Annotated in this window: 21 protein-coding genes; 11 read left to right on the top strand and 10 right to left on the bottom strand. The window is 72.5% G+C overall.

Going from position 1 to position 22401, the window contains the following annotated elements; all coding sequences use genetic code 11:
- Positions 1-71: 71 nt before the first annotated feature.
- Positions 72-866 (bottom strand): SDR family NAD(P)-dependent oxidoreductase, encoded by a 795-nt coding sequence (locus ACIQAC_RS17790; protein ID WP_402191970.1) that lies wholly within the window; start codon positions 864-866, stop codon positions 72-74.
- Between the two features lie 157 nt (positions 867-1023).
- On the opposite strand from ACIQAC_RS17790, the gene ACIQAC_RS17785 reads away from it, so the two are divergent.
- From ACIQAC_RS17785 to tgmB, 4 genes are all read left to right on the top strand, one after another.
- Positions 1024-2124 carry a hypothetical protein gene (locus tag ACIQAC_RS17785; RefSeq protein ID WP_402191968.1) on the top strand — a complete coding sequence of 367 codons (1101 nt, stop codon included), beginning with the start codon at positions 1024-1026 and terminating at the stop codon, positions 2122-2124.
- A gap of 184 nt (positions 2125-2308) precedes the next feature.
- Positions 2309-2599 (top strand): YkvA family protein, encoded by a 291-nt coding sequence (locus ACIQAC_RS17780; RefSeq protein ID WP_402191966.1) that lies wholly within the window; start codon positions 2309-2311, stop codon positions 2597-2599.
- A gap of 215 nt (positions 2600-2814) precedes the next feature.
- Complete coding sequence (gene tgmA / locus ACIQAC_RS17775) at positions 2815-3006, top strand: putative ATP-grasp-modified RiPP (protein ID WP_402191964.1); 192 nt, start codon at positions 2815-2817, stop codon at positions 3004-3006.
- A 17-nt stretch (positions 3007-3023) separates the two neighbouring features.
- Positions 3024-4004 carry an ATP-grasp ribosomal peptide maturase gene (gene tgmB / locus ACIQAC_RS17770; RefSeq protein ID WP_402191962.1) on the top strand — a complete coding sequence of 327 codons (981 nt, stop codon included), beginning with the start codon at positions 3024-3026 and terminating at the stop codon, positions 4002-4004.
- A gap of 34 nt (positions 4005-4038) precedes the next feature.
- Here the strand turns inward: tgmB and ACIQAC_RS17765 are convergent, their stop codons facing one another.
- Complete coding sequence (locus ACIQAC_RS17765) at positions 4039-4287, bottom strand: DUF5133 domain-containing protein (RefSeq protein WP_402191959.1); 249 nt, start codon at positions 4285-4287, stop codon at positions 4039-4041.
- Positions 4288-4584: 297 nt separating this feature from the next.
- Here ACIQAC_RS17765 and ACIQAC_RS17760 point away from each other — a divergent pair, with 297 nt between their 5' ends.
- Complete coding sequence (locus ACIQAC_RS17760; protein ID WP_402191957.1) at positions 4585-5472, top strand: Gfo/Idh/MocA family protein; 888 nt, start codon at positions 4585-4587, stop codon at positions 5470-5472.
- Positions 5473-5515: 43 nt separating this feature from the next.
- Here ACIQAC_RS17760 and ACIQAC_RS17755 read toward each other — a convergent pair whose 3' ends face one another.
- Both ACIQAC_RS17755 and ACIQAC_RS17750 read right to left on the bottom strand, forming a co-directional pair.
- Positions 5516-5854, bottom strand: a complete 339-nt coding sequence (locus tag ACIQAC_RS17755; protein WP_402191955.1) for a hypothetical protein — start codon at positions 5852-5854, stop codon at positions 5516-5518.
- A 19-nt stretch (positions 5855-5873) separates the two neighbouring features.
- Positions 5874-6791: a GNAT family N-acetyltransferase gene (locus tag ACIQAC_RS17750; protein ID WP_402191953.1), complete on the bottom strand. Its 918-nt coding sequence runs from the start codon at positions 6789-6791 to the stop codon at positions 5874-5876.
- A 287-nt stretch (positions 6792-7078) separates the two neighbouring features.
- On the opposite strand from ACIQAC_RS17750, the gene sthA reads away from it, so the two are divergent.
- The 3 genes from sthA to ACIQAC_RS17735 all read left to right on the top strand — a co-directional run bounded on the left by sthA (position 7079) and on the right by ACIQAC_RS17735 (position 11326).
- On the top strand, positions 7079-8482 hold the full coding sequence (sthA, locus tag ACIQAC_RS17745; protein WP_402191952.1) for a Si-specific NAD(P)(+) transhydrogenase: 1404 nt from the start codon (positions 7079-7081) through the stop codon (positions 8480-8482).
- A 406-nt stretch (positions 8483-8888) separates the two neighbouring features.
- Complete coding sequence (locus ACIQAC_RS17740; RefSeq protein ID WP_402191950.1) at positions 8889-10361, top strand: APC family permease; 1473 nt, start codon at positions 8889-8891, stop codon at positions 10359-10361.
- 11 nt (positions 10362-10372) lie between these two features.
- The gene (locus tag ACIQAC_RS17735) at positions 10373-11326 is read left to right on the top strand and encodes a hypothetical protein (RefSeq protein ID WP_402191947.1); all 954 of its coding nucleotides are present in this window, start codon (positions 10373-10375) and stop codon (positions 11324-11326) included.
- Positions 11327-11355: 29 nt separating this feature from the next.
- On the opposite strand, the gene ACIQAC_RS17730 is transcribed toward ACIQAC_RS17735, so the two are convergent.
- From ACIQAC_RS17730 to ACIQAC_RS17715, 4 genes are all read right to left on the bottom strand, one after another.
- Positions 11356-12333, bottom strand: a complete 978-nt coding sequence (locus ACIQAC_RS17730) for a YbhN family protein (protein ID WP_402191945.1) — start codon at positions 12331-12333, stop codon at positions 11356-11358.
- 204 nt (positions 12334-12537) lie between these two features.
- Entirely contained in the window at positions 12538-14880 is a 2343-nt protein-coding gene (locus ACIQAC_RS17725) for a glycoside hydrolase family 65 protein (protein ID WP_402191942.1), read from the bottom strand.
- Positions 14877-15638 carry a beta-phosphoglucomutase family hydrolase gene (locus tag ACIQAC_RS17720; protein ID WP_402191941.1) on the bottom strand — a complete coding sequence of 254 codons (762 nt, stop codon included), beginning with the start codon at positions 15636-15638 and terminating at the stop codon, positions 14877-14879. The genes ACIQAC_RS17725 and ACIQAC_RS17720 overlap by 4 nt, the downstream gene beginning before the upstream one ends.
- Before the next feature lie 106 nt (positions 15639-15744).
- Entirely contained in the window at positions 15745-16140 is a 396-nt protein-coding gene (locus ACIQAC_RS17715) for a nuclear transport factor 2 family protein (protein WP_402191938.1), read from the bottom strand.
- 82 nt (positions 16141-16222) lie between these two features.
- On the opposite strand from ACIQAC_RS17715, the gene ACIQAC_RS17710 reads away from it, so the two are divergent.
- Complete coding sequence (locus tag ACIQAC_RS17710; RefSeq protein ID WP_402191936.1) at positions 16223-16966, top strand: nucleoside/nucleotide kinase family protein; 744 nt, start codon at positions 16223-16225, stop codon at positions 16964-16966.
- Here ACIQAC_RS17710 and ACIQAC_RS17705 read toward each other — a convergent pair.
- Positions 16961-18853 carry a hypothetical protein gene (locus ACIQAC_RS17705; RefSeq protein ID WP_402191934.1) on the bottom strand — a complete coding sequence of 631 codons (1893 nt, stop codon included), beginning with the start codon at positions 18851-18853 and terminating at the stop codon, positions 16961-16963. The two genes, ACIQAC_RS17710 and ACIQAC_RS17705, sit on opposite strands and share 6 nt — an antisense overlap.
- A 45-nt stretch (positions 18854-18898) precedes the next feature.
- The gene (locus tag ACIQAC_RS17700) at positions 18899-19582 is read right to left on the bottom strand and encodes a TetR family transcriptional regulator (RefSeq protein WP_402191932.1); all 684 of its coding nucleotides are present in this window, start codon (positions 19580-19582) and stop codon (positions 18899-18901) included.
- 82 nt (positions 19583-19664) lie between these two features.
- On the opposite strand from ACIQAC_RS17700, the gene ACIQAC_RS17695 reads away from it, so the two are divergent.
- Both ACIQAC_RS17695 and ACIQAC_RS17690 read left to right on the top strand, forming a co-directional pair.
- Positions 19665-20561: an SDR family NAD(P)-dependent oxidoreductase gene (locus tag ACIQAC_RS17695; RefSeq protein ID WP_402191931.1), complete on the top strand. Its 897-nt coding sequence runs from the start codon at positions 19665-19667 to the stop codon at positions 20559-20561.
- A gap of 142 nt (positions 20562-20703) precedes the next feature.
- Entirely contained in the window at positions 20704-22326 is a 1623-nt protein-coding gene (locus tag ACIQAC_RS17690) for a glycosyltransferase family 39 protein (protein ID WP_402191928.1), read from the top strand.
- Positions 22327-22401 lie beyond the last annotated feature (75 nt).

Here is a 22401-nt window from a genome sequence, read left to right as displayed (position 1 = left end):
GTACGCGCCGCGCACTCCCCGTGTGTGCGACACGGGTACGCGCGACGGACGGCGCACCGGACGCCCGTGCCCTACGGGAGGATCGAGTCGACGTACCCGCCGTCGACGCGGACCGCCCCGCCGGTCGTCGCGGACGCGTGGGACGAGCTGAGGTAGACCACGAGGTTGGCGATCTCCTCGGGTTCGATGAGCCGCTGGAGCAGGGACTGCGGGCGGTGCTCCCGCATGAAGATCCGCTGCGCCTCGTCCCAGGGCACCGAGGGATCCACCAGCTGACGGACGAACTCCTCGACTCCGCCCGTGTGGGTGGGCCCGGCGATGACCGAGTTCACGGTGACCCCGCTGCCGGCGGCCTCCTTGGCGAAACCCCGGCTGACCGCGAGCGTGGCGGTCTTGGTCATGCCGTAATGGATCATCTCCGTGGGGATGACGACCGCCGAGTCGCTCGCGACGAACTGCACCCTGCCCCAGCCGCGCTCCATCATCCGGGGCAGGTGCGCGCGGGTCAGCCGGACGCCCGCGAGGACGTTGATCTCGAAGTAGCGGCGCCACTCGTCGTCGGTGATCTCGAGCGCGGGCGTGGCACCGAAGATGCCGAGGTTGTTGATCAGGATGTCCACCTCCGGCAGCTCCGCGACGGCCGCGTCCGCGCCCTCCGCGGTGCCGACGTCCGCGACGACGGGCACGAACTGCCCGTCCGGGACCGCCGCCCGCAGTTTCTCGATGCCCCGGTCCAGCCGGTCGGCGTCCCGCCCGTTGACCCCGACCCGGGCCCCGGACCGGGCGAGACCGGCCGCGATGGCCGCGCCGATGCCCTGGGACGAGCCCGTCACGAGCGCGGTCTTCCCTTCGAGGTTCACGATCATCAGTCACTCCTGCTCACGAGAGGTGGTCGACCGGTGTGCTCCTGCCCACCCTCGCCGAGGATGCACGTGCCCGCAGGCGGGGGCCGGTCGATCCGTTCACAGGGTCTGTGGCGATACTGGGAAGTCGCACTGAATGCCCTTCCTCACAGATGGACCCATGCCGAGCTCCTCCACGATTCCCCCGACCGTGTGGCCGGCCCGCGGCCACCACACCGGCGCCGACGCAGCGGACGTCCTGCGGCACACCCTGAAACTGCGGAAGGAGTCGGGGACACTCGACGACTTCCGTGAGCTGCCCGGGTCCGAGACACCCGGCGAGTCCGTCTTCGAGGCCCGCTGGCAGGTGCCGGGACCGGTGACCGTACGGGCCCGGCTCGCCCTCGCCGACGGCGGCCGGTGGACGCTGGTCGCCGAGGCCGAGGGCCCCTGGGACCTGCGCTGGCCGTCCCCGGCGACGATGTTCTGGCCGGAGGACGACGACTCCTGGGCCCACGAGTTCGGTACGGGGCTCAGCCTGGCGGCGATCAACCCGCTGCCGTCCGACGAGCGGGACCTCCGGCGGGCGCTCAGGAGCGCCGCACAGGACGCCTGGACCGTCCATGTCGTCGTCCACGAGGCGATGACCACCGACGAGCGCGGCCACCGGCCGCTCGCCGCCGCGCTGCCCCCCGGGCTGCGCCACCGGGTCGTGGAGCACCGCGCCGCACCCCAGCAGCTGCGCCCGCTGAACTGGGCCCTGCGCGACACCGGTCTCGAAGTGCCGCGCGGCGGTGCCGTCGTCCTGCCGGGCGATCCCGCCCCCGCGGGCCACACGGCCGACGAGTTCACCGTACGGACCGTGTTCCTCGACGGGTCCGAGCCCGCCGAGCTGATCACGGCCGTGACCCGTTTCGCCGCGCTGCCCCGGCCGCTGCCGGACGGCGCCGAGGCGGCGCTCACCGCCCTGCGGGACGACTGGCGGCTGCTGACCCAGGAGGAGGAACTCGACCGCGAGCGGCGGCTGGTGGCGATGTACGCCGACGCGCTCGACGCCATGACCAAGTCCCGCGACCTCTACCGGGAGGCCGCCGAGTCCGCCCACGAGGCGCTCGCCGTCTACCGCGAGACGTACGGCGATCTCCCGGAACCCGGCCGTCCCGCCGAGCCGGCCGCCTCGCCGCTGCGCCAACTGACCCAGACGTTCGGCCGTCTGCGCATCGGCGCCCGGCGCCCCGACGGCGACGACGGCACCCCGACCGACGGCACCGGCGGGGCCTGACGCGCCTGCTGTGCACCGGGCATGCCCTCGCTATGAGTGACAACAAGACATTCTCGTGAGCCGGAACGCGTCCTCCCGATTGCAGCTTCCGGTGTGACTTATGCCGCCAAGCAGCAATAGAGCCTGCGTTTGGGGGAATTCATGCTGGGCGCGCGCTTTTAGGCGTCCGGATCGAGGAGGGCCCGTGGAGTCGACGACCGTGTTGCTGATCGCCGTCGCCGTGACCCTCGCGGCGCTTCTGCTCGCCGCCGCCGTGGGGCTCCTGGTACGGCTGGTGCGGGCGCGGCGCGGACTGCGCCGGGCGGGGCTCCCGACCGGCCCACGCTGGGTTTTCTGGGGCGCGGTCCTGTACTTCGTACTACCGACCGATCTCGTACCCGATCCGGTGTACCTCGACGACATCGGCGTACTTCTGCTGGCTCTGCGCACCGTGCGGGGACAGGCTTCGGCCGCCCGGCCGGGCGATCCCGCCTGATATCCGCGCCACACATCCGGTCCACGGGTCAACCGACCGGGCGCCCCGGCCGTCTCTGGTTCAGGGCGGCTCAACTCGCCTGTGACTACGGAGTGTAAGGAAACCATTCACTCGTTCGATTCGTATAAGTGCATGGGGCCCAGAGATCCACGGGGCAAAGCAATGAAGCGGCATGCCGACGGCCTGATCGGAGCGGCACCGACGAGGGAGAGACGATGCAACCGTTCACGCTCAACTACGCACGCCCGGCGGCGAAGTTGGACGTCACCACTCCGTACGCCTACGACTCCGGACTGCAATTGAACGTGACCCGGGACGGCCGGATCGCCGCCTCGGACCTGGCCCTGCTCAGAGAGCTGGGCACCACGACCTCCACCGCGGGGTCGAAGACGCACTTCGACGACTGACCCGCGGGCCTTCGTCGATGACCGTGCTGATCCTGACGTCCGAGCAGGACGTGACGGCGGACATGGTGGTCGTCCACCTGAACGCCTCCGGGGTGCCCGTGGTGCGCCTCGACCCCGCCGACCTCACCGGTGGGGTGGCCCTCTCGGGCGAGTATGTCCATGGCGCCTTCCGCGGCCACCTGTGGGCCGCGGGGCGCCTCGTGAGCATGGACGGCCTCAGGTCCGTCTGGATCCGCAGGCCGGGCACGCCTGCCACCCGGGTGCCGGAGCCGTCCGACTGGCTGACCGAGGAGTCCTCCCAGGCGCTGTACGGCATGCTGCGGGGGCTGGACGCGCGCTGGATGAACCATCCGGACGCGGCCCGCCGGGCCCGGCACAAGCCCTGGCAGCTGCGGCTCGCCCAGCGCAGCGGGCTGCCCGTACCGGCCACCCTGATCACCACGTTTCCGCAGGCCGCCCGCGACTTCGCCGAGCGGTTCCCGGACCTGGTGGTCAAGCCGGTGTCCGGCGCGCATCCGCAGGAGCCGCCGCGTGCGGTGCCCACCAGCAGGGTGGCACCGGGCACCGACTTCGCCGCCGTGGCCTTCGGGCCGACGCTGCTCCAGCGGCGGGTCACCAAGCGGGCCGACATCCGGCTCACGGTGGTGGGCGACCGGATGCTCGCGGCCCGCAAGCCGACCCCGCCGGACGCCGATCCGCAGGAGGTGGACGTACGGTTCGCCGAGTCCACCGGCCCGTGGGAGGAGTCCGAGGTGCCGGCGCGCGTCGCCGACGGTGTGCGCACGTATCTGCGGGAGGCGGAACTGTCGTACGGCGCCTTCGACTTCGCGGAGGACGGTGACGGCACCTGGTGGTTCCTGGAGTGCAACCAGTCGGGGCAGTTCGGCTTCGTGGAGGTCGACACCGGGCAGCCGATCGCCCGCACCATCGCCGAGTGGCTGGCCAGGCCGACACGGATCCCGCATCAGGTGCGGGGCGCGGACACCACGGTCCACTGACGGACCGGTGCGCCGTACGCGGTCGCCGTGAGCGTCATACGGCGACCGGGAGACCGTTGTCCGTCTCGGTGGCACTGCGCGAGCGGGTGCCCACGGTCAGTAGGACGTCCGCCCGGACGATGGCCTCCCGCAGGTCGGCGGTGCCCATGCGCTCGCACAGCAGACGGCTCACGTCCGCCAACTCCCTGGTCACGATCGGGCGTTCCCGCTCGGCCTGCGCGATCCGCAGCGCCGCGTAGCGGGTCAACAGCTCTCTGACGGCCTTGGGATCCGGTACCGGCACCTGGTGGCCCCTCTCTCGGTTGTGTGCTGCGTATGCCCGGATAATGGCGAACCATTCCTGGCACTCGGGGTATACCGCGCCGTCGACGCTGTGTGAACCGGCGTGCACGCCCCGTGGCCCGCACGCGGTCGGTCCGGGCCGTGCGCGGTCCTCGGAGGGCGCGTGCCTCGGTCGCCGCCGGTCCGGGCCCGCACCGGGCTTGCGCGGATCACCGGTTCATATGACACGCTCCCCCTGGCCGGCGGACCCGGCCGTTCGGGGCTCGGAACAGGGATCGACCAGGGGAGAAGCGGCGCTATGCGGATCGGACTGCTCGGAACCGGCCCGTGGGCACAGATGGCCCACGCGCCCGCGCTGGAGGAACACGGCGACCTGGACTTCGTCGGTGTGTGGGGGCGGCGCCCGGACGCCGCGAAGGACCTGGCCGGCCGCCACGGCGTGCGGGCCTACGACGACGTGGACGCCCTCCTCGCCGACGTGGACGCCGTCGCCGTGGCCCTGCCGCCGCGGGTACAGGCGGAGCTGGCGGTACGGGCCGCGCGGGCCGGCCGCCACCTGCTGCTCGACAAGCCGCTCGCGGCGACGGTCGACGAGGCGCGGGCGGTCGCCGACGCGGCGCGCGAGGCCCGGGTGGCGTCCGTGGTCTTCTTCACCTCCCGGTTCCAGACCGAGACCGAGACGTGGATCGCCGAACAGGCCGCCGAGGACGGCTGGTTCACGGCACGCGCGCAGTGGCTCGGGTCCGTCTTCACCAGCGACAGCCCGTTCGCCGCGTCGGCGTGGCGGCGGGAGAAGGGCGCGCTGTGGGACGTCGGTCCGCACGCCCTGTCGGTGCTGCTGCCCGTGCTCGGGGACGCACTGCGGGTGGCGGCCGCGGCGCACGGCCCCGGGGACACCGTGCAGCTGGTCCTCGACCACGCGGGCGGCGCGTCGAGCACACTGACGCTGAGCCTCACCGCGCCGCCCGCCGCGGCCGGTGCCGACGTGGAGCTGCGCGGCGCGGCGGGCGTGACCCGGCTGCCGCGCAGCCCCGAGGGCGCGGTGCCACCGCTCATGCGGGCCGCGGACGCGCTGCTCTCCTCCGCCGCCACGGGGCGTCCGCATCCCTGCGACGCGACGTTCGGGCTGCGGGTGACGGAGATCCTCGCGGAGGCGGAGGGACTGCTGGGCGAGCGGGAGGGCTGACCCCCGCCCCCTCCCTCACCGGTCCTCGGCGTCCTCGTCGAAACTAGTCCTCGCCATCCTCGTCGAAGGGCTCGTCGCTCCACCGGAACCAGGCCTCGTCCCCCTCGATGTGCAGCAGGAACTCGGGGACGGGGCCGTCGGGCGAGGACAGGGTGACCCGGCGGCGGATCTCGTCGTAGGCCTGGTCCCAGCCCTCCTCCTGCACCCCGTCGACCTGTTTCACCAGGGCGATCTCACGGGCGAACAGCTCGCGCACCCCCTCGTAGGCCGGACCCGGCGTGAAGGTGCCGGAGAGCCACGGGAAGTCGGCCTCCGTGATCAGGATCTCCCCGACCTCACCCTCGTCGCCGCGCACCCGCCAGATCCCGCCCTCGAACCCCATGCCCGTCTCCTCGGTCCGCTCAGTCCTCGACCGGTCCGCCGTTGTGTGGTGTGCCGGCACGGAAGTGGACGCGTTCCCGCGCCACCGGGTAGCCGGCCTTGCGGAAGTTCGCCGCCATCGGGAAGTTGCCCCGGTCGGTGGCGGCCGCGATGAACTCGGCGCCCTGCTCGGCGAGGAAGTGCGTGCACTGGGCCAGCAGGTCGTAGGCGTAGCCGTGTCCGCGCTGTTCGGGCAGGACTCCGATGAAGCCGATACACGGTCCCGAGGGGTTGTGTGCCGGGATGTGGATGCCGACGGGCTCGCCCCCGGGTGTGTACGCGACCTGCCACCACTCGCGCGGCGACGGGCACCAGTGGAAGAAGTCGAGTTCCTCCTGGGCGGCCTGGTCGATGCCGCCCTCCTCGATGGCGAGGCGGGCGTGCGCGTCGAGGGTGCCGGACTGGATGCGCCGCAGCGCGTCGAGGAAGACCCCGTCGTCGGGTTCGGCGCGGAAGTCGAGCCGGGCGGGGCGCTCGGGGAGGCCGTGCTCCGGCGTCCAGCGGTAGAGATAGCGGTCGACCAGGAACTCGTATCCGGCCGCCTCGGCCGCGGCGAATCGGGTCTCGGCCGCCGCGCGCAGGGCCGGGTCCTCGCGCCAGCCGCTGGGCAGGGTCAGTTCGAGATCGACCTGCCAGGGGGCGGTACGCAGGAGCGCGGCGCCGGCCGCCTCCTCGCCGTCGGCCACGTCGAACCAGTTCAGATTGACCGGGGTGGTGTCGTCGGGGCCGCCCCACCAGGCGCCGCGGGCGACGACGCGGCCGTCGCGCAAGGCCACCCGCTTCCAGTCGGGGCGGTGGCGGGTGCGGCGGTGGGTGTCGGCGGCGCCGAGGGGGTCGGGCAGGGTGTCGAAGAGGTGTGTGTGCTGCTCGTCGAGCGAGCGGATGACCGGTTCGGTCACGGAGGTCCTCCGGGATGCGTGCTGCGGGGTGCGCTCCCGGTCGGATCAGACGTCGCACGCCGGGGCGACGCGACGGGAGCGCTGTGGTCGTGTGAACTGCACGGCACTCACCTCCTCCGTCGGTCTCGGGGCGTGCCGGGTCACGTTATCGGGACGGCCCCGGACCCGTCCACGGATTTACGCCCGTACCCGGAGTCCGCGCCTCCGCGGCCCCACCCCCGCCCCCGTACCCCTTCGTTGCCGGTCCGCCCTTTCGTCCGGCCCTCCCGTGCTGTCAGACTCCGGAGGTGCCCGACTTCGACATGCTTGTCATCGGATCAGGTCCCGGCGGCCAGAAGGCCGCCATCGCCGCGGCCAAGCTCGGCCGCCGCGTGGCCGTCATCGATCGCCCCGACATGGTCGGCGGCGTCTCCATCCACACCGGCACCATCCCCTCCAAGACCCTCCGGGAGGCGGTGCTCTACCTCACCGGGCTCACGCAGCGCGATCTGTACGGCCAGAGCTACCGCGTCAAGGAGGACATCACCGTCGCCGACCTGACGGCCCGCACCCAGCACGTGGTGAGCCGCGAGGTCGACGTCGTCCGCAGCCAGCTGTCCCGCAACCACGTGTCGCTCTACGCCGGCACGGCCCGCTTCGTCGACCCGCACACCATCGCGCTGGAGGAGGTCAACGGGCAGGAGCGGCAGCTCACCGCCGAGCACATCGTGATCGCCACCGGCACCCGGCCGGCCCGCCCGGACAGCGTCGAGTTCGACGGCCGTACGATCATGGACTCCGACAACGTGCTCGAACTGGAGCGGGTGCCGCGCTCCATGGTGATCGTGGGTGCCGGTGTGATCGGCATGGAGTACGCGTCGATGTTCGCCGCCCTCGGCAGCAAGATCACCGTGGTGGAGCGGCGGGCCGGGATGCTCGACATGTGTGACGTCGAGGTCGTGGAGTCGCTCAAGTACCACCTGCGGGACCTCGCCGTGACCTTCCGCTTCGGGGAGACCGTGGCGGCCGTCGAGCGGCATCCCCGGGGCACGCTGACCATCCTGGAGAGCGGTAAGAAGATCCCGGCGGACGCCGTGATGTACTCCGCGGGCCGGCAGGGCATGACCGACGAACTCGCTCTCGACAAGGCCGGGTTGACCGCGGACCGGCGCGGCCGGATCACCGTGGACGAGAACTACCGCACCGAGGTGCCGCACATCTACGCCGTCGGTGACGTCATCGGCTTCCCGGCGCTCGCGGCCACCTCGATGGAGCAGGGCCGGTCGGCGGCGTACCACGCGTGCGGTGAGCCGGTGGGCCGGATGCACAACCTCCAGCCGATCGGCATCTACACCATCCCGGAGATCAGTTTCGTCGGGCGGACCGAGGACCAGCTCACCGAGGAGAGCGTGCCGTTCGAGGTCGGGGTCTCCCGCTACCGGGAGCTGGCCCGGGGTCAGATCATCGGCGACTCGCACGGTGTGCTGAAGCTGCTGGTGTCGCCGGTGGACCGCACCCTCCTCGGGGTGCACTGCTTCGGTTCCGGTGCCACCGAGCTGATCCATATCGGCCAGTCGGTGATGGGGCTCGGCGGCACGGTCGACTATCTGGTCGACGCCGTCTTCAACTACCCGACGCTCGCCGAGTCCTACAAGGTGGCCGCCCTGGACGCCACCAACAAACTCCGTCTGATCGACCGTATAGCGGACTGACCGACGGACCGGCCGACGGACCGGACCGAGCAGCCGAACGGAACCGGCCTACCGGGCAACAGCGCCCCGGGACGGCCGGTTCCGTCGTTTCCGCAGGCCGGCGCGGTGCGAGTGACCGTCCCGCACATCCGTCAAGGTCCTTTTCGAGGACCGGAATTGACCACTCCGCAGTCGGCCGAGATTACCTGCTGATCAATCTTGCAAGGTCGGCGCCTGGGGCTATCATCACTCGCACACACGGTGTGACCGGCTGTCGACACAACGACAGGACGGAGTCCCTCCACGCCTGCCGCCGCCCCGACCCGGAGGCCAACCCTCTCCGGTGGGAGGCGGGTTACCCCCCACCCCCCTACGCCGTCGGGGCCCAGGCAGCCCTCGCGTCGTGCAAGTCGGAAAGCAGCACTTCATGAGCAACAGCAGCGCCAGAGGGCTGCAACCCGGCGCCCTCGGCATGTTCGACACAGTGGTGATGGCCATCGCCGGCAGCGCGCCGGCCTACTCCCTCGGTGCGACCACGGCCGTCCTGGTCGCGGCGGTCGGACTGGCCAGCCCGGCGGCGCTGCTGTACTGCGCGATCCCCATGCTGGGCATCGCCCTGGCGTTCAGCCACCTCAGCCGGATCGACGTCAACGCGGGCGCGAGCTACTCGTGGGTGGGCCGTACGCTCCACCCGTTCCTCGGGTTCATCAGCGGCTGGGCGCTGGTGATGTCGGCGACGATCTTCATGGTGGCCGGTTCGCTGCCCGCCGGAGCCCTGACCCTCTCGCTGTTCGACGAGTCCCTCGCGGACAACACCGCGCTCGCCACGCTGGTCGGCGCCGGCTGGTTCGTCGCGATGCTGCTGGTGGTGCTCGGCGGCGCCCGGCTCACCGTACGGGCCCAGTTGCTGATGTCCGGTGTGGAACTGGTCATCCTGGCCCTGTTCCTGGCGCTCGCCGCGGTCCGCTCCGACCACGCCCGCCCCTTCGACTGGTCCTGGCTCGGCTTCGGGCACTTCGACGGCGCCGCGGGCTTCGCGGCGGGCGCACTGGTGGCCGCGTTCTACTACTGGGGCTGGGACGTCACCTGCAATCTCAGCGAGGAGACCCGCAACAGCCGCCGGACGACCGGGCTCGCCGGGATCGTCGGACTGGGCGTCGTCTTCCTGCTGTTCGAGGCGTTCACGATCACCGTGAACATGTATCTGTCGGACCGGCAGATCACCGAGAACGGCGGCAACGTGATGGGGGTGCTCGGCCAGGAGATCTGGCCGGGGTGGGGCGGCAGACTGCTGATCCTCGCCGTGATGCTGTCCACGATCGCCACCCTGGAGACCACGCTCATCCAGGTCACCCGCTCGCTCTTCGCGATGGGCCGGGACCGTACGATGCCGGCCGCGCTCGGCCGGGTGCACCCCCGCTGGAACACACCGTGGGTGGCGATCGCGGTGGTCGGCGCGGTGGCGCTGGCGATGTTCATCGCGTCCAACGCGCTGGGCACGGTGGGCGAGATCCTGGAGGACGCGATCTCGGCGATGGGTCTTCAGATCGCCCTCTACTACGGTCTGGCGGGCCTCGCGGCCGTCGTCGCGTACCGCAAGATGCTGCTGAGCTCGCCGAAGCGGTTCGTGCTGGGCGGGCTGTGGCCGCTGCTGGGGTCGCTGTTCATGTTCTGGATCTTCGCCGAGTCGCTCGGCGAACTCAGCGCGCCGGCTGTCGGGATCGGGATCGGCGGTCTCGCCGTCGGGCTGGTCCCGATGTTCTGGTACTGGCGGCGGGGCAGCGACTACTACCGGCCGGCGGGCCTCGACGCGAGCCGGGTGGTCGAGACGGAGTACGTCCCGCACGACCGTGTGCCCGCCCAGTCCCGTGTCCATGAGGGTCTCCCCACCGACTTCTGAGCGAGCTCCCCATGGCACGAGTCCGCTTCACTCCCGACTTCGACCCCGACTGCGGCGACCGGGAACTCACCGCGGCCCGCCACGACATCGTCATCGGCCGGTGGCAGGGCCTGCGGGAACTGCTGCGCGAGACCGGCCCCGACTGGGCCGTGCGCGGCCACCGTGTCCGGCTGCTCGCCCAGGCCTGTGCGGGCAGTTCCACGGTCGAGTCGTGGCTCGCGGCGGAGTCCCACTCCCCCGACGCGCTGGTGCTGCACGCCGCGACCGACACGGCCCGCGCGTTCAACCTGGCGATCGCCGCGGGCCGTGGCTCCCCCATCGACCAGGCCCGCACGGACGCCGCGGTGCTGGCCTGTCTGGCCGCGGCGGACGCGTATCCACAGGATCCGACGCCGTGGATCTCGCTGATCTCGGTCGCCCGGCTCTACCCCAGCGGGGTGCGGCGGCGCGAACTGGCCCGCTGGTGGGACGAGTTGCACCGCCGGGATCCGTACAGCGTCGAGGGTCACCTCCAGGTGCTGCACTACTACTCGTCCCGCTGGCACGGCACGCACGGGCTGATGTACGACTTCGCGCGCGACGCGGCCGGTGCGGCGCCGCCCGGCTGCCCGCTGCCGGTGCTGGTGCAGTACGCGCGCGTCGAGGAGTTCCGGTACGTCCTGGACGGCGCCCAGGGCCGGCGCTCCGCGGTCGGTCTCGGCCAGCACTGGGACCACGACGGCGCCGTGAGCGACGTACGCCGGACCTGGGAGCGGTGGATCCTGGGCCGGGCCGACGACGGCATCACCCCCGCCGAGCTGCGCGACTTCAACTACCTCGCCCATGCGGCCTGTTACGCGGGGACGCCGGAGATCGCCGGCGCGCTGCTGGGCATGCTGGGCCGGCGGGCCACGCGCACTCCGTGGTCGTACACCGGCGATCCCGCCCAGGAGATCGTCAAGTGGCGTGGCCAGGTGCGGGTGTGAGGGCGCGGACGCCGGTCCCCGGTTGACCGCTACAGGGCCTTGCGGCGGATCAGCAGTCCCAGGACCAGCAGGCCCGGGACGAGCGGCAGCCACACCGTCAGCAGCCGGTAGCCGAGGACCGCGGACGCGGCGAGCGAGCCGGGCGCTCCGGCGAGGGTGAGCGCGAGGACGAGCGCGGCGTCCAGGGAGCCGAGTCCGCCGGGGGTGGGCAGCAGCACGGCGGCGGTGCTCGCCGCGAGGTAGAGCAGCGCCACGCGGGCCGGGGGCAACGGCAGTTCAACGGCCTGGGTGACGGCGATCAGCACCACGGCGTGCAGCGCGGCGAAGGCGAGCGATCCGCCCCACAGGGCCGCCGCCCGCCGCGGCCGGACGTGCACGGCCCGGATGTCGGTCACCACCGCCACGAGCGCCCGTCGGCACCGCGCCCACAGCGGAGTGAACGGTACGGCGGCCACCAGGGCCGTCACCGCGGCCGCGAGGGCGACGGCCGTGCCGGACACGTGAGGGAGCCGCAGCACACCGGGACACGCCAGTGTCAGTACGGCGATCAGGGCGCCGCGGCCGATGCCGCCCGCCGTCGCCTTGACGGCCAGGGCGGTCGCGGAGCGGGCGGTGGGGATGCCGCAGCGGATGAGGAAGCGCAGGTTCACCAGGCCCGCGCCGAGCCCGGCGGGCAGTACGTGGTTGGCGGCCGACGCGGCGAACTGGGCCGCCAGCAGCCGGCGCGGGGGCAGGGCCCGCGCCACCGCGCCCTGCTGGGCGAGGGCCGAGCAGACCCAGGTCAGGGCCGTGGCCGTCGCCCCGACCAGCAGCCAGCCCCGGTCCGCGGCGGCCAGCCGGACGGCGCCGCGCTCCAGCACCGGCCAGTGCCGCCAGACCACCCACGCGGCGGCGGCCAGTACGACGATACTCAGCACCGTGTGCCACCAGGCCGGCCTGCGCGTCGGTACACCGGCGACCGGCTCCGGTGGCGCGGGGATCAGGGTGGCACGGGCGCTGTCCGTCATCGTCGCGCCCCTCCCCGGCACTCGCAGGTCCCGGGCGCTCCGTGCCACGACGGGTCGGGGCACAAGCCGGGAGAACATGCCGAAACTAACCCACGGCGGCGCCGGGCGCAGCTCCCGGTACGGCCAACCGCCGCACCCCGGAACGGACAAGAGCGCCGTACGGCCCGTGGAAAACGGTCCGTACGGCGCTCCGTGCCGGGTGGCTCAGCGCCCGTTCGGGGCGCGGTGCCGGGGCTGGGCCGGGGCCGGGCGGTCCACCGGTGCGGGGACGGGCCGCACCGAGGGGCCGTCACCGCTGACGGTGACGACCTCGCCGTGGTGGGAGATCCGCAGGGGTTCCCCGGACAGCAGGGCGTAGCTGGCCTTCTCGCGGGTGATCTCCACCCGCAGCCGGCGGCCGCGCACCTGGAGGTGGAAGGCGAGACGGGCGAACCGCTCCGGGAGCCGCGGCGCGAACCGCAGTACGCCGTTGTCGCCGCGCATCCCGCCGAACCCGGCGACCAGGGCCATCCAGGTGCCCGCGAGCGAGGCGATGTGGAGTCCGTCGCGGGTGTTGTGCTCCAGGTCGTGCAGGTCCATCAGCGCGGCCTCGGACGTGTAGTCGTAGGCGAGTCCGAGATGGCCGGCGCGGGCCGCGATCACGGCCTGGCAGCAGGCGGACAGGGAGGAGTCGCGGACGGTCAGCGGCTCGTAGTAGGCGAAGTTGCGGGCGATGTGCTCCTCGTCGAAGTAGCCGTCGCAGGTGTACATCGCGAGGACCAGGTCGGCCTGCTTGACGACCTGCTTCCGGTAGAGGTCGAAGTAGGGGAAGTTCAGCAGCAGCGGGTACTGCTCGGGGCTGGTGCCCTCGAAGTCCCAGCGCTGGTAGCGGGTGAAGCCCGCGTGCTGCTCGTGCACCCCGAGGTCGTGGTTGTACGGCACGTGCACGGTCTCGGCGGCGTCCCGCCAGGCCGCGCTCTCCTCGGCGTCGACACCCAGTTGCTCGGCCTCCTCGGGGTAGCGCTCGACGACGTCGGCGGCGGCACGCAGGTTCGCGCGGGCCATGAGGTTGGTGTACGTGTTGTCGTCGGCGACCGCGCTGTACTCGTCGGGGCCGGTGACGCCGTCGATGTGGAAGGCGCCGTGGGCGTCGTGATGGCCGAGCGAGCGCCACAGCCGGGCCGTCTCCACCAGCAGCTCCACCCCGGTGTTGCGCTCGAAGCGCTCGTCGCCGGTGACCGACACGTACCGCACCACGGCGTCGGCGATGTCGGCGTTGACGTGGAAGGCGGCGGTGCCTGCGGGCCAGTAGGCGGAGCCCTCCGAGCCCTCGATGGTCCGCCACGGGAAGGCGGCGCCGCTCAGGCCCAGCTGGGTGGCGCGCTCCCGGGCGGCCGGCAGGGTGTTCTGGCGCCAGCGCAGCGCCTCGGCGACCGCGTCGGGCGAGGTGTAGGTGAGCAGCGGCAGGACGAAGGTCTCGGTGTCCCAGAAGGCGTGTCCGTCGTAGCCGGAGCCGGTGAGGCCCTTCGCCGGGAGGGCCCGCTGCTCGGCGCGGGCGCCGGCCTGGAGGACGTGGAAGAGCGCGAACCGTACGGCCTGCTGGATCTCCTCGTCGCCGTCGACCTCGACGTCCGCGCGGGCCCAGAAGTCGTCGAGGAACGCGGCCTGTTCGGCGACCAGGCCGTCCCAGCCGCTGTGCGCGGCCGCCGCGAGGGCCGCCTCGACCTGGTCGCTCATGGCGGGGCGGGAGCGGGTGCCGGACCAGCCGTGCGCGACGGTCTTCTCCAGCCGCAGCCGCTGGCCGGGCTCCAGGACCGAGGTGACGGTCAGCCGGGCCATGTCGACGTTGCTCTCGCTGCTGGTGGTCATCGACTCGGGGCCGGTGACGACGTGGTCGGCGGCGACCGCGACCCGCAGGCCGCTGTTGCGGGTGCGGTGCACAAGGCGCAGCCGTGACCCGGCGGCGAAGTCCTCCTCCGGCTCCAGCGGCGACTTCAGGGTCCGCGCGGCGCGCGGGTCGCCGTTGGCGTCGGGCAGGCTCTCGTTGGCGACCAGTTCGGACTGGATCACCACGCGGGTGCGGCTGTCGACGGGCTCCACCTCGTACGCCACGGCGGCGATCGCCCGCTGGGTCAGCGAGACCAGCCGGGTGGAGCGGACCAGGACCGTGGAGCCGGCCGGGCTGGTCCACTCGCAGACCCGCTCCAGGACACCCCGGCGCAGGTCGAGGGTGCGCTCGTGGGCGACGAGGGTGCCGTAGCGCAGGTCGAAGGGCTCGTCGTCGATGAGCAGCCGGACGACCTTGCCGTTGGTGACGTTGATGACGGTCTGGCCGGACTCCGGATAGCCGTAGCCCGCCTCGGCGTAGGGCAGCGGGTGCACTTCGTGGACGCCGTTGAGGTAGGTGCCGGGCAGGCCGTGGGGCTCGCCCTCGTCGAGGTTGCCGCGCCAGCCGACATGGCCGTTGGACAGGGCGAACACGGACTCGCTCTGGGCCAGCACGTCGAGGTTGAGCGCGGTCTCGCGCACGGTCCACGGCTCGACGGTGTACGACCTTTGGGTGATCACGCGTTGTTCCCCTCGTTGGCTGCTGCCCCGCCGCCCAGTTCGGCGAGGTCCTTCACGACGATGTCGGCGCCGTGTGCGTACAGCGCGTCGCCCTGCCCGACGCGGTCGAGTCCGACGACGTACCCGAAGTGTCCTGACCGGCCGGCGTCCATGCCGGCCAGCGCGTCCTCGAAGACGGCGGCCTGCTTCGCCGGCACACCCAGGTCCTCGGCGGCGGCGAGGAAGGTGTCGGGGCGCGGCTTGCCCGGCAGCTTCCGCTCGGCGGCCACCACACCGTCGATCCGTACGTCGAACAGGTCCTCGGCGTCGATGGAGCGCAGCACGTCACGGGCGTTGGCGCTGGAGGAGACGATGGCCGTCTTCAGTCCCCGGGCGCGGGCCGCCTCGATGTAGCGCAGGGTGCCGTCGTAGGCCTCGACCCCGCCGGTGCGGATCTTCTCCAGGACGAGTTCGTTCTTCTTGTTCCCGACGCCGTTGACGGTCTGCGCGTCGGGTGGGTCGCCCGGGTCCCCGTCGGGCAGCTCGATGCCGCGGGAGGCGAGGAACGCGCGGACACCGTCGGCGCGCGGCAGCCCGTCGACGTACTCGCTGTAGTCGTGCGCGTCGAACGGCCGGAAGCCGTCGCCCTCACGGTCCCGCAGGAAGGCGTCGAAGGTGTCCTTCCAGGCGGCGGCGTGCACCACGGCCGTCTTGGTGACGACGCCGTCGAGATCGAAGAGGCAGGCCAGGGTGTCTTCGGGAAGACCGAGCTCCGTCATGGTCCCCATGCTCTCCCGGATCGGTGACCTGCGGTGGGTGTGCCGTGCCACACCAGGTGTACTTCAAGAACTTCCCGCCCGGATCGCGTCACGCGGGTGGCCCGGTTCAGTCGTGCGGGAACGAGTGGTGTTCGTGGGCCACGAGCCAGCGCCCGCGCTCCTTGCGCAGTCCGAACGAGACCCGGAGCCGCAGGGTGGGCCGGGCGGCGAGTTCCTCGGGGGTGCCGCAGCGCAGCAGGGCGTGCGCGTAGGAGACGTAGGCACCGGGTGTGACGTCCAGCGTGTCGATCTCGAAGGTCGCGCCCTGGGCGAGCCACTCGAAGAACGGCGGCCAGATCGCGCGGTAGGCGGCCGTTCCCCGGACGCCCTCGTGCGGTGGCGGTACGTCGAACATCACGAGGTCGTCGGTGTGGTCCGCAACCACCGCCTCCAGGTCGCCGCGGTGCACGGCGTCGGCCCAGCGGGTGATCACTGCACGGATCTGTACCTCGTCGTCGGGCACGGCGGTACGCCCTTCCCTGTTGCTGCCCCCGCCCGGTCGGCCGGGGCCGTTCGGTATTCCTTTCGAGTGTCACACTCACCGTGTGCCCAAGACTTTCGACGACCTGCTCGCCCGCGCGCGTGACCTGACCGGACCCGGCAGGCGGACCGTGCTGGGGATCGCCGGCAGCCCCGGCGCCGGCAAGACGACCCTCGCCGAGCATCTGGTGCGGGCGCTGAACGGGACCGGTGCTCCCTGGGTCGCGCATGTGCCGATGGACGGCTTCCATCTGGCCGATGTCGAGCTGGACCGGCTGGGCCGCCGGGACCGCAAGGGCGCGCCGGACACGTTCGACGCCGCCGGGTACGCGGCGCTGCTGCGCCGGCTGCGTGAGACCGACGGGGGCGGCGGAGACGCCGGGGATGCAGGGGACGGCAGGGATACCGGGGACGGCGGGGAGACGGTGTACGCGCCGGGCTTTGAACGCGTTCTGGAGCAGCCGATCGCGGGCGCGATTCCGGTGCCGTCAACGGCCCGGCTGGTGGTGACCGAGGGCAACTACCTGCTGGTGGACACCGGTGCGTGGGCGCGGGTACGGCCGCAGCTGGACGAGGTGTGGTTCTGCGAGCTGGAGGAGGCGGAACGGATCGCGCGGCTGGTCGCCCGGCACGAGGAGTTCGGCAAGGCCCACGACGAGGCCGTCGCCTGGGTCCGGCGCACGGACCAGCGCAACGCCGAGCTGATCGAGCGGACGCGGGGGCGGGCGGACCTGCTGGTGCCGGCGTCGGCGATGCCGGGCCCGGATCGGGTGCCGGACGTGGATCCGGTGCGGGGCCCCGGTCTATAGCGGGGTCAGCGTCAGCTCCGGCTCGCCGTGCTCGTCGCCCGCCGGTTCCCCCAGCACCGCCGTGAACGCCTCCGTCCGTACGAGCAGTCCCGCCGGATCCCGGGCGAAGACGGGCGCGAAGTCGTCGCCGGGCCCGTACCGCACCGCGAACACGTGCAGTTCGTCGGGGGCGTCCGGCGCCGGGCCGGCCTCCAGGGCGGAGGAGGAGACGAGCCGGCGCCAGCTCTCGTCCGGGTTGCCGAAGACGCGCGGGTCGGCGGAGAGCGCGAACGCCGCCTGCTCCTGGGTCTGCCCGGAGCGGGCGTCGAAGTGGTCGGCGCCGGTCGCCGTGGGGTGTGTCAGCCGCAGTTCGCCCGCCGAGCGCACCGGCGCGGACGCGGTCCGGCGGACCCGGTCGGCGTCGTCGGCCGCGTAGGGCATCCCGGCGAGCAGATACGGCGTTCCCTCCAGGCGTTCCACGGCGACGACGGTCCACAGGCGGGTGCCGTCGGTGACGTACAGGGCACGCACGTGGCGCAGGACGTGTTCACGGTCCACGACCGGCCGGGTGACGAGCTTCGCCACAAGCCCGCCGGCCCGGACGTCCCCCTCCCGGACCCCTCCGGCCCGGACGTCCCCCTCCCGGACCTCTCCGGCCCGGACGTCCCTCACCCGGACCGCGCCGAACGGGCGGCTGAGCAGAAAGCCGTCGTAGACCGGCCCGAAGCCGTGCTGCCGGTTAACGGCGGCGGGCAGCAGATAGGTGCCGCCGGCCTCGATCAGGGCCGGGGTCATCCGGTCGTCGAAGGCCACCGACACGGTTCCGGCGCGCAGTTGGTGGCGCGCGGTCGCCGTGGACGGGGTGCGGTGCCAGCGGGTGCGGTCCTGGATCTGCCAGACCAGCATGAACGCGAAGTGGCCGTCGAGCCCGCCGTCCCGCCCGGTCGCGTGCCGGGCCCAGCGGGTGTCACCCCGGTAGCGGCCGAGGTCGGCGCCGATCCGGGCCCCGAAGTGGCGCAGCCCGAGGACGGCCTCGAAGCCGCAGTGCTGTTCGCTGTAACGGGGGCCGCCGAGGTCGAAGCCGCCGTTGGTGAGCCGGGCGTCGAGGTAGCGGGCGAGCGCGTCACCGTCCTCGGCGAACACCCGCTCGCCGCTGGTCCGGTACGCCTGGGCGAGAAAGGACAGCGAGACGGGGCCGTAGTTGTTGTCGTACGCGCCGCCGTGCTCCGGGGGCAGCAGCGCGCCCCGGTCGCGCACCCGGCGGTCCCGGATCTCCTCCTCGTACAGCCGCAGCGCGAGCGTGCCGATCAACGCGCCCTGCGGGTGCGGGACATGGCGGGCCAGCATCAGTCCGCCGACGACACAGCCGATGGCCTGGTTGGCGGCGTCCTGCGGGTTGAAGAAGGTCGCCTCGGTGAGCCACCGCCAGTAGCCCCGGGCCAGTTCGAGGGTGGCCGCGCGCTGCTCGTCCGTCAGCAGCCCGTCCGCCGCGTCGAGCAGGTTCACCGTCTGGAGCAGGGCCCACACCGTGCTCGGCCAGTCGCCGTGCGGGTGCGCGCCGGGCGCGAGGGCGAACCGGGCGTACGGCAGCCCCGAGTCGCGGATCCTCAGGTTCGGGTAGCCGGGGTTGTCGGTGCGGTGGACGCGCTCGCGCAGATGGAAGGCGAGGCTGTCGCGCACGGCGTCCGGCAGCCGGGGGTCGCCGCCGCGCTGCCAGGCCAGGGCCAGCAGGGAGGTGACCCCGAGGGAGGTGTCGCCGACGTCGAGGACGGCCGCCGGGTGCTCCAGGCCGCCGTGGGGCGTGATCCGGGCCAGCGCCTGCTCGGTGACGTCGGCGAGGACCGCGTCGTAGGCCTCCTCGGTGTCCGGCAGGTGGTGCAACGGGCCACGCTGGTACGGGAGATGCACGGTCCGGCCTTCCTGCCGAAGCGGTGAGCGCGTCGCCGGAGATCCTCACATGTGCGGGTGCGTGGCCGTGGCCCGCGTCCCGGTGCGCATTCCCGTCAGCAGGGCGGAGAGGACGCGCACGAGGCGCGGTCCGACGTCCACCAGGGCGTGCGACAGCTCGGGGTGGGTCTCGTAGAGGGAGCGCAGGCCGGTGCCGGGCGCGGCCATCTGGTGGAGCGCACCGGCCATGCCGGTGGCGGTGGCGACCACGTCGACCGCCTGCTCCTCGGTGATCGCGAGCAGCTCGCACAGCACGGTCCGCACCGCGTCGACCTCGGCGAGGGCGGCCTTCTTGAACGCGACGGCCGCGTCGGGCGAGACGTTGCGCTCCAGGTTCAGCGGCGCCTGGGCGAGCAGGTCGCAGAAGAAGGGGCGGACGACAAGCGTCTCGGCGAGAACGGCCGCGACCGGGCCGGGACCGATGTCTTCGACTTCCCCGAGCCGGGTCCGGACGTCCCGCGACCAGTCCCGCCAGCCCTCGGCCGTCAGGGCCAGGAAGATCTGCTCGCGTGTCTCGAAGTACCGGAGCATCGCGGACTTGTGCATCCCTACGGCGGCGGCGATGTCCGTGAGGGTCACCTCGCGCACACTGCGCTCGCCGCCCAGGGACCGGGCGGCGTCGAGGATCGCCCGCTCGCGCTGCTGCTTGGCCTCCGCACTGCGGGCACGCCGGGGAACGGCCTGGCTCATGGCCCCGAAGGTAACACAACGAGGTTTCACTATTTAACGAACCCTGGTTGCGTTAATACCGAAACAGTGTTTCGCTAGAGCCATGGACATACGGAGCTCACAGAACACGCAGAGCGCACAGGACACACCGGCCCGCACCTGGCTGATCACCGGCTCGTCCCGGGGCTTCGGCCGCGACCTCGCGATCGCGGCACTGGAGGACGGCGACAACGTCGTCGCCACGGCCCGCAGGCCCGAGCAGTTGGACGACCTCGTGCGGAAGTACGGGGACCGCGTCCTGCCCGTCGCCCTGGACGTCACCGACCGGCCGGCCGCGGTGGCCGCCCTCAAGGCCGGGACCGACCGGTTCGGCCGGGTCGACGTGGTGGTCAACAACGCCGGGTACGCCAATCTCGCGGCCACCGAGACCACCCCCGAGGACGACTTCCGCCGGCAGTTCGACACCAACTTCTGGGGCGTCTACAACGTCTCGACGGCCGCGATCCCGGTCCTCAGGGAGCAGGGCGGCGGCACGATCGTGCAGTTCTCCTCGATCGGCGGCCGTGTCGGCGGCACTCCCGGCCTCGCCTCCTACCAGGCGGCCAAGTTCGCCGTCGACGGCTTCACCCGGGTACTCGCCGCCGAGACCGCGCCCTTCGGCATCAGGTACGTCGTGGTCGAACCGGGCGGCTTCGCGACGGACTGGGCCGGCTCCTCGATGCAGATCCCGGACGTCTCCCCCGAGTACGACGCCACGGTCGGCGCGATGGTCCGTGTGCTCGACAGTTCCGTGGTCGCCGCGGGCGATCCGCGGCGCGCCGGCGAGATCCTCGTCCGGGTCGTCAAGCACCCCAGCCCACCGACCCATCTGCTGCTCGGCGTCGGTGCCGTCGAGATGGCGCAGACCTACTCGCGCGCCCAACTGGAGGAGGCGGCCGCCTGGGCACCGCTGAGCCGCTCGGCGGACTTCGGCCAGGACTACCCGGTCGACCTCCCCTAGACGGCACCCTCCGCACCCTCCGCACCCTCCGCACCCTCCGCATTCTCCGCATCCGCCCGGCGGCTTCCCTGCCCGAGGGCAGTTCCGTACGACTCGTCACAAGGTGCCCTCTTGTGGTGGGAACCGGTGCCAGAGTGGGCACATGTGGCAGCCCCGGACCGCTCCCGCCGCCGTGCGGTGGCTGGTGCCGCTCCTCGTGGCTCTGCTGCTCGGGCAGATGGCCGTGGCGATGGCCACCAGCGCCGCCCGGCAGACCCCGACCATCGACGAGCCGGTCTACGTCGGCGCGGGCACCGTGTATCTGCGCGAGCACAGCCTCCGGCACAACCCCGAGCACCCTCCCCTCGGCAAACTGCTGATCGGCGCCGGGGTCGCGCTCGCGCAGCCGCGTCTGGAGCGGCCGGTCCCGGACCACCAGGGCGCCCTGGGACGGCGGTTGCTGTACGAGTCGGGCAACGACCCGTGGGAGGTGATGCGCGGGGCGCGGCTCCCGGTCCTCGTACTGACCCTGCTCTTCGGGCTTGTGGTCTTCGCCTTCGCCCGTGAACTGGCGGGCACGGCGGCCGGGTTGGCGGCCCTCGCCCTCTACGCCCTCTCGCCGGACGTCATCGCGCACGGTTCGCTGGCCACCCTCGACGTACCGGCGGCGGGTTTCCTCCTCACCTCGGTCTGGCTGGTGTGGCGGGCGCGGTCCGGCCTCCCCCGGTTTCTCCCCCTGGCGGGGCTGGCGCTCGGTGCCGCCCTGGCCACCAGGATGAGCGCGCTGCCCGCGCTGCCGGTCCTGATGGCGCTGGCCGGCTGGTCGGTGTGGCACGCGCGCGGGCGGTCCCTGCGGCGGGCCCTGCTGGGCGCGGCCCTGGTCGCGGTGGTGGCCGTGGCGGTGGTGTGGGCGGCGTATCTCGCGGTGGATCCGCGGCTGCGCTGGGCGCCGCAGCAGCCGGTGCCGGTGGTACGAGGTCTGCGTGGACTGCTGGTGCAGTTGCTGCCGTTCCCGGAGGCGTACCGGGACGGCATGCGCGTGCAGTTCGGCCTGGAGGAGCATGCCTGGGAGGGCTATCTCTTCGGCCGGCTCTACACCGGCTCGCTCTGGTACTACCTGCCGGCGGCGCTCCTGGTGAAGACCCCGCTGGGCACCCTCGCCCTGTGGGCGGCGGGCGCCTGCGCGCTGGTGACGGTACGTCGGCTGCGGCCCGCGGCGCCCTATGTGCTGCTGCCCGCCGCGGTGCTGCTGGCTGCGGCCATGCACACGACCCGCGATCTGGGCACGCGGTACGCGGTGTTCCTGCCGCTGTTCCTCGCGGTGGCGGCGGGCTGTGTGCCGGCCGTGCGCGGGCGGTGGCCGGCGCCGGCCGTGTGGGCGCCGGCGGTGTGGGTGCTGGTGGCGTTCGCCGCGGTGAGTTCGCTGCGGACGTATCCGTACTATCTGCCGTACGGGAACGAGGCGTTCGGCGGGCCGGCGGCGACCCACCAGCATCTGCACGATTCCAACGTGGACTGGGGCCAGGATCTCGGCAGGCTCGCGGACCGGCTGCGCGAGCGGTATCCGGGCGAGCGGGTCTGGCTCGTGTACAAGGGCAGTGGTGTGCCGTCGTACTACGGCATCGACGCGTCCGACCCGCTGGCCGTGCCCGAACAGCGGGTCCGCGGGCTGCTGGTGGTGTCGGACTCGTCCGTCGCCAAGGCGCGCGGACGGCTGGCCGCGCTGATCGACAGCGGTCGGCCGGTCGACGAGGTCGGTCACTCCCTCACGATCTACCGCAGGTGAGGGCGGGCGCCGGCCCACCACGACACCCCTGACGGCCACGTTCCGTGAGCTATGTTGAACGTCCGTGGGAAACGA

It is taken from the genome of Streptomyces sp. NPDC088387, from assembly GCF_044753385.1.
Classification (GTDB): Bacteria; Actinomycetota; Actinomycetes; order Streptomycetales; family Streptomycetaceae; genus Streptomyces.
The sequence above is the reverse complement of the archived record's forward strand: the minus strand, read 5'-3'. Positions and strand labels throughout refer to the sequence as shown.

Coding starts and splice junctions, on each gene's coding strand:
- ACIQAC_RS17790 (WP_402191970.1), bottom strand. CDS start 866: ATGATCGTGAACCTCGAAGGGAAGACCGCGCTCGTGACGGGCTCGTCC.
- ACIQAC_RS17785 (WP_402191968.1), top strand. CDS start 1,024: ATGCCGAGCTCCTCCACGATTCCCCCGACCGTGTGGCCGGCCCGCGGC.
- tgmA (WP_402191964.1), top strand. CDS start 2,815: ATGCAACCGTTCACGCTCAACTACGCACGCCCGGCGGCGAAGTTGGAC.
- tgmB (WP_402191962.1), top strand. CDS start 3,024: ATGACCGTGCTGATCCTGACGTCCGAGCAGGACGTGACGGCGGACATG.
- ACIQAC_RS17760 (WP_402191957.1), top strand. CDS start 4,585: ATGCGGATCGGACTGCTCGGAACCGGCCCGTGGGCACAGATGGCCCAC.
- ACIQAC_RS17755 (WP_402191955.1), bottom strand. CDS start 5,854: ATGGGGTTCGAGGGCGGGATCTGGCGGGTGCGCGGCGACGAGGGTGAG.
- ACIQAC_RS17740 (WP_402191950.1), top strand. CDS start 8,889: ATGAGCAACAGCAGCGCCAGAGGGCTGCAACCCGGCGCCCTCGGCATG.
- ACIQAC_RS17735 (WP_402191947.1), top strand. CDS start 10,373: ATGGCACGAGTCCGCTTCACTCCCGACTTCGACCCCGACTGCGGCGAC.
- ACIQAC_RS17730 (WP_402191945.1), bottom strand. CDS start 12,333: ATGACGGACAGCGCCCGTGCCACCCTGATCCCCGCGCCACCGGAGCCG.
- ACIQAC_RS17720 (WP_402191941.1), bottom strand. CDS start 15,638: ATGACGGAGCTCGGTCTTCCCGAAGACACCCTGGCCTGCCTCTTCGAT.
- ACIQAC_RS17700 (WP_402191932.1), bottom strand. CDS start 19,582: ATGAGCCAGGCCGTTCCCCGGCGTGCCCGCAGTGCGGAGGCCAAGCAG.
- ACIQAC_RS17695 (WP_402191931.1), top strand. CDS start 19,665: ATGGACATACGGAGCTCACAGAACACGCAGAGCGCACAGGACACACCG.
- ACIQAC_RS17690 (WP_402191928.1), top strand. CDS start 20,704: ATGTGGCAGCCCCGGACCGCTCCCGCCGCCGTGCGGTGGCTGGTGCCG.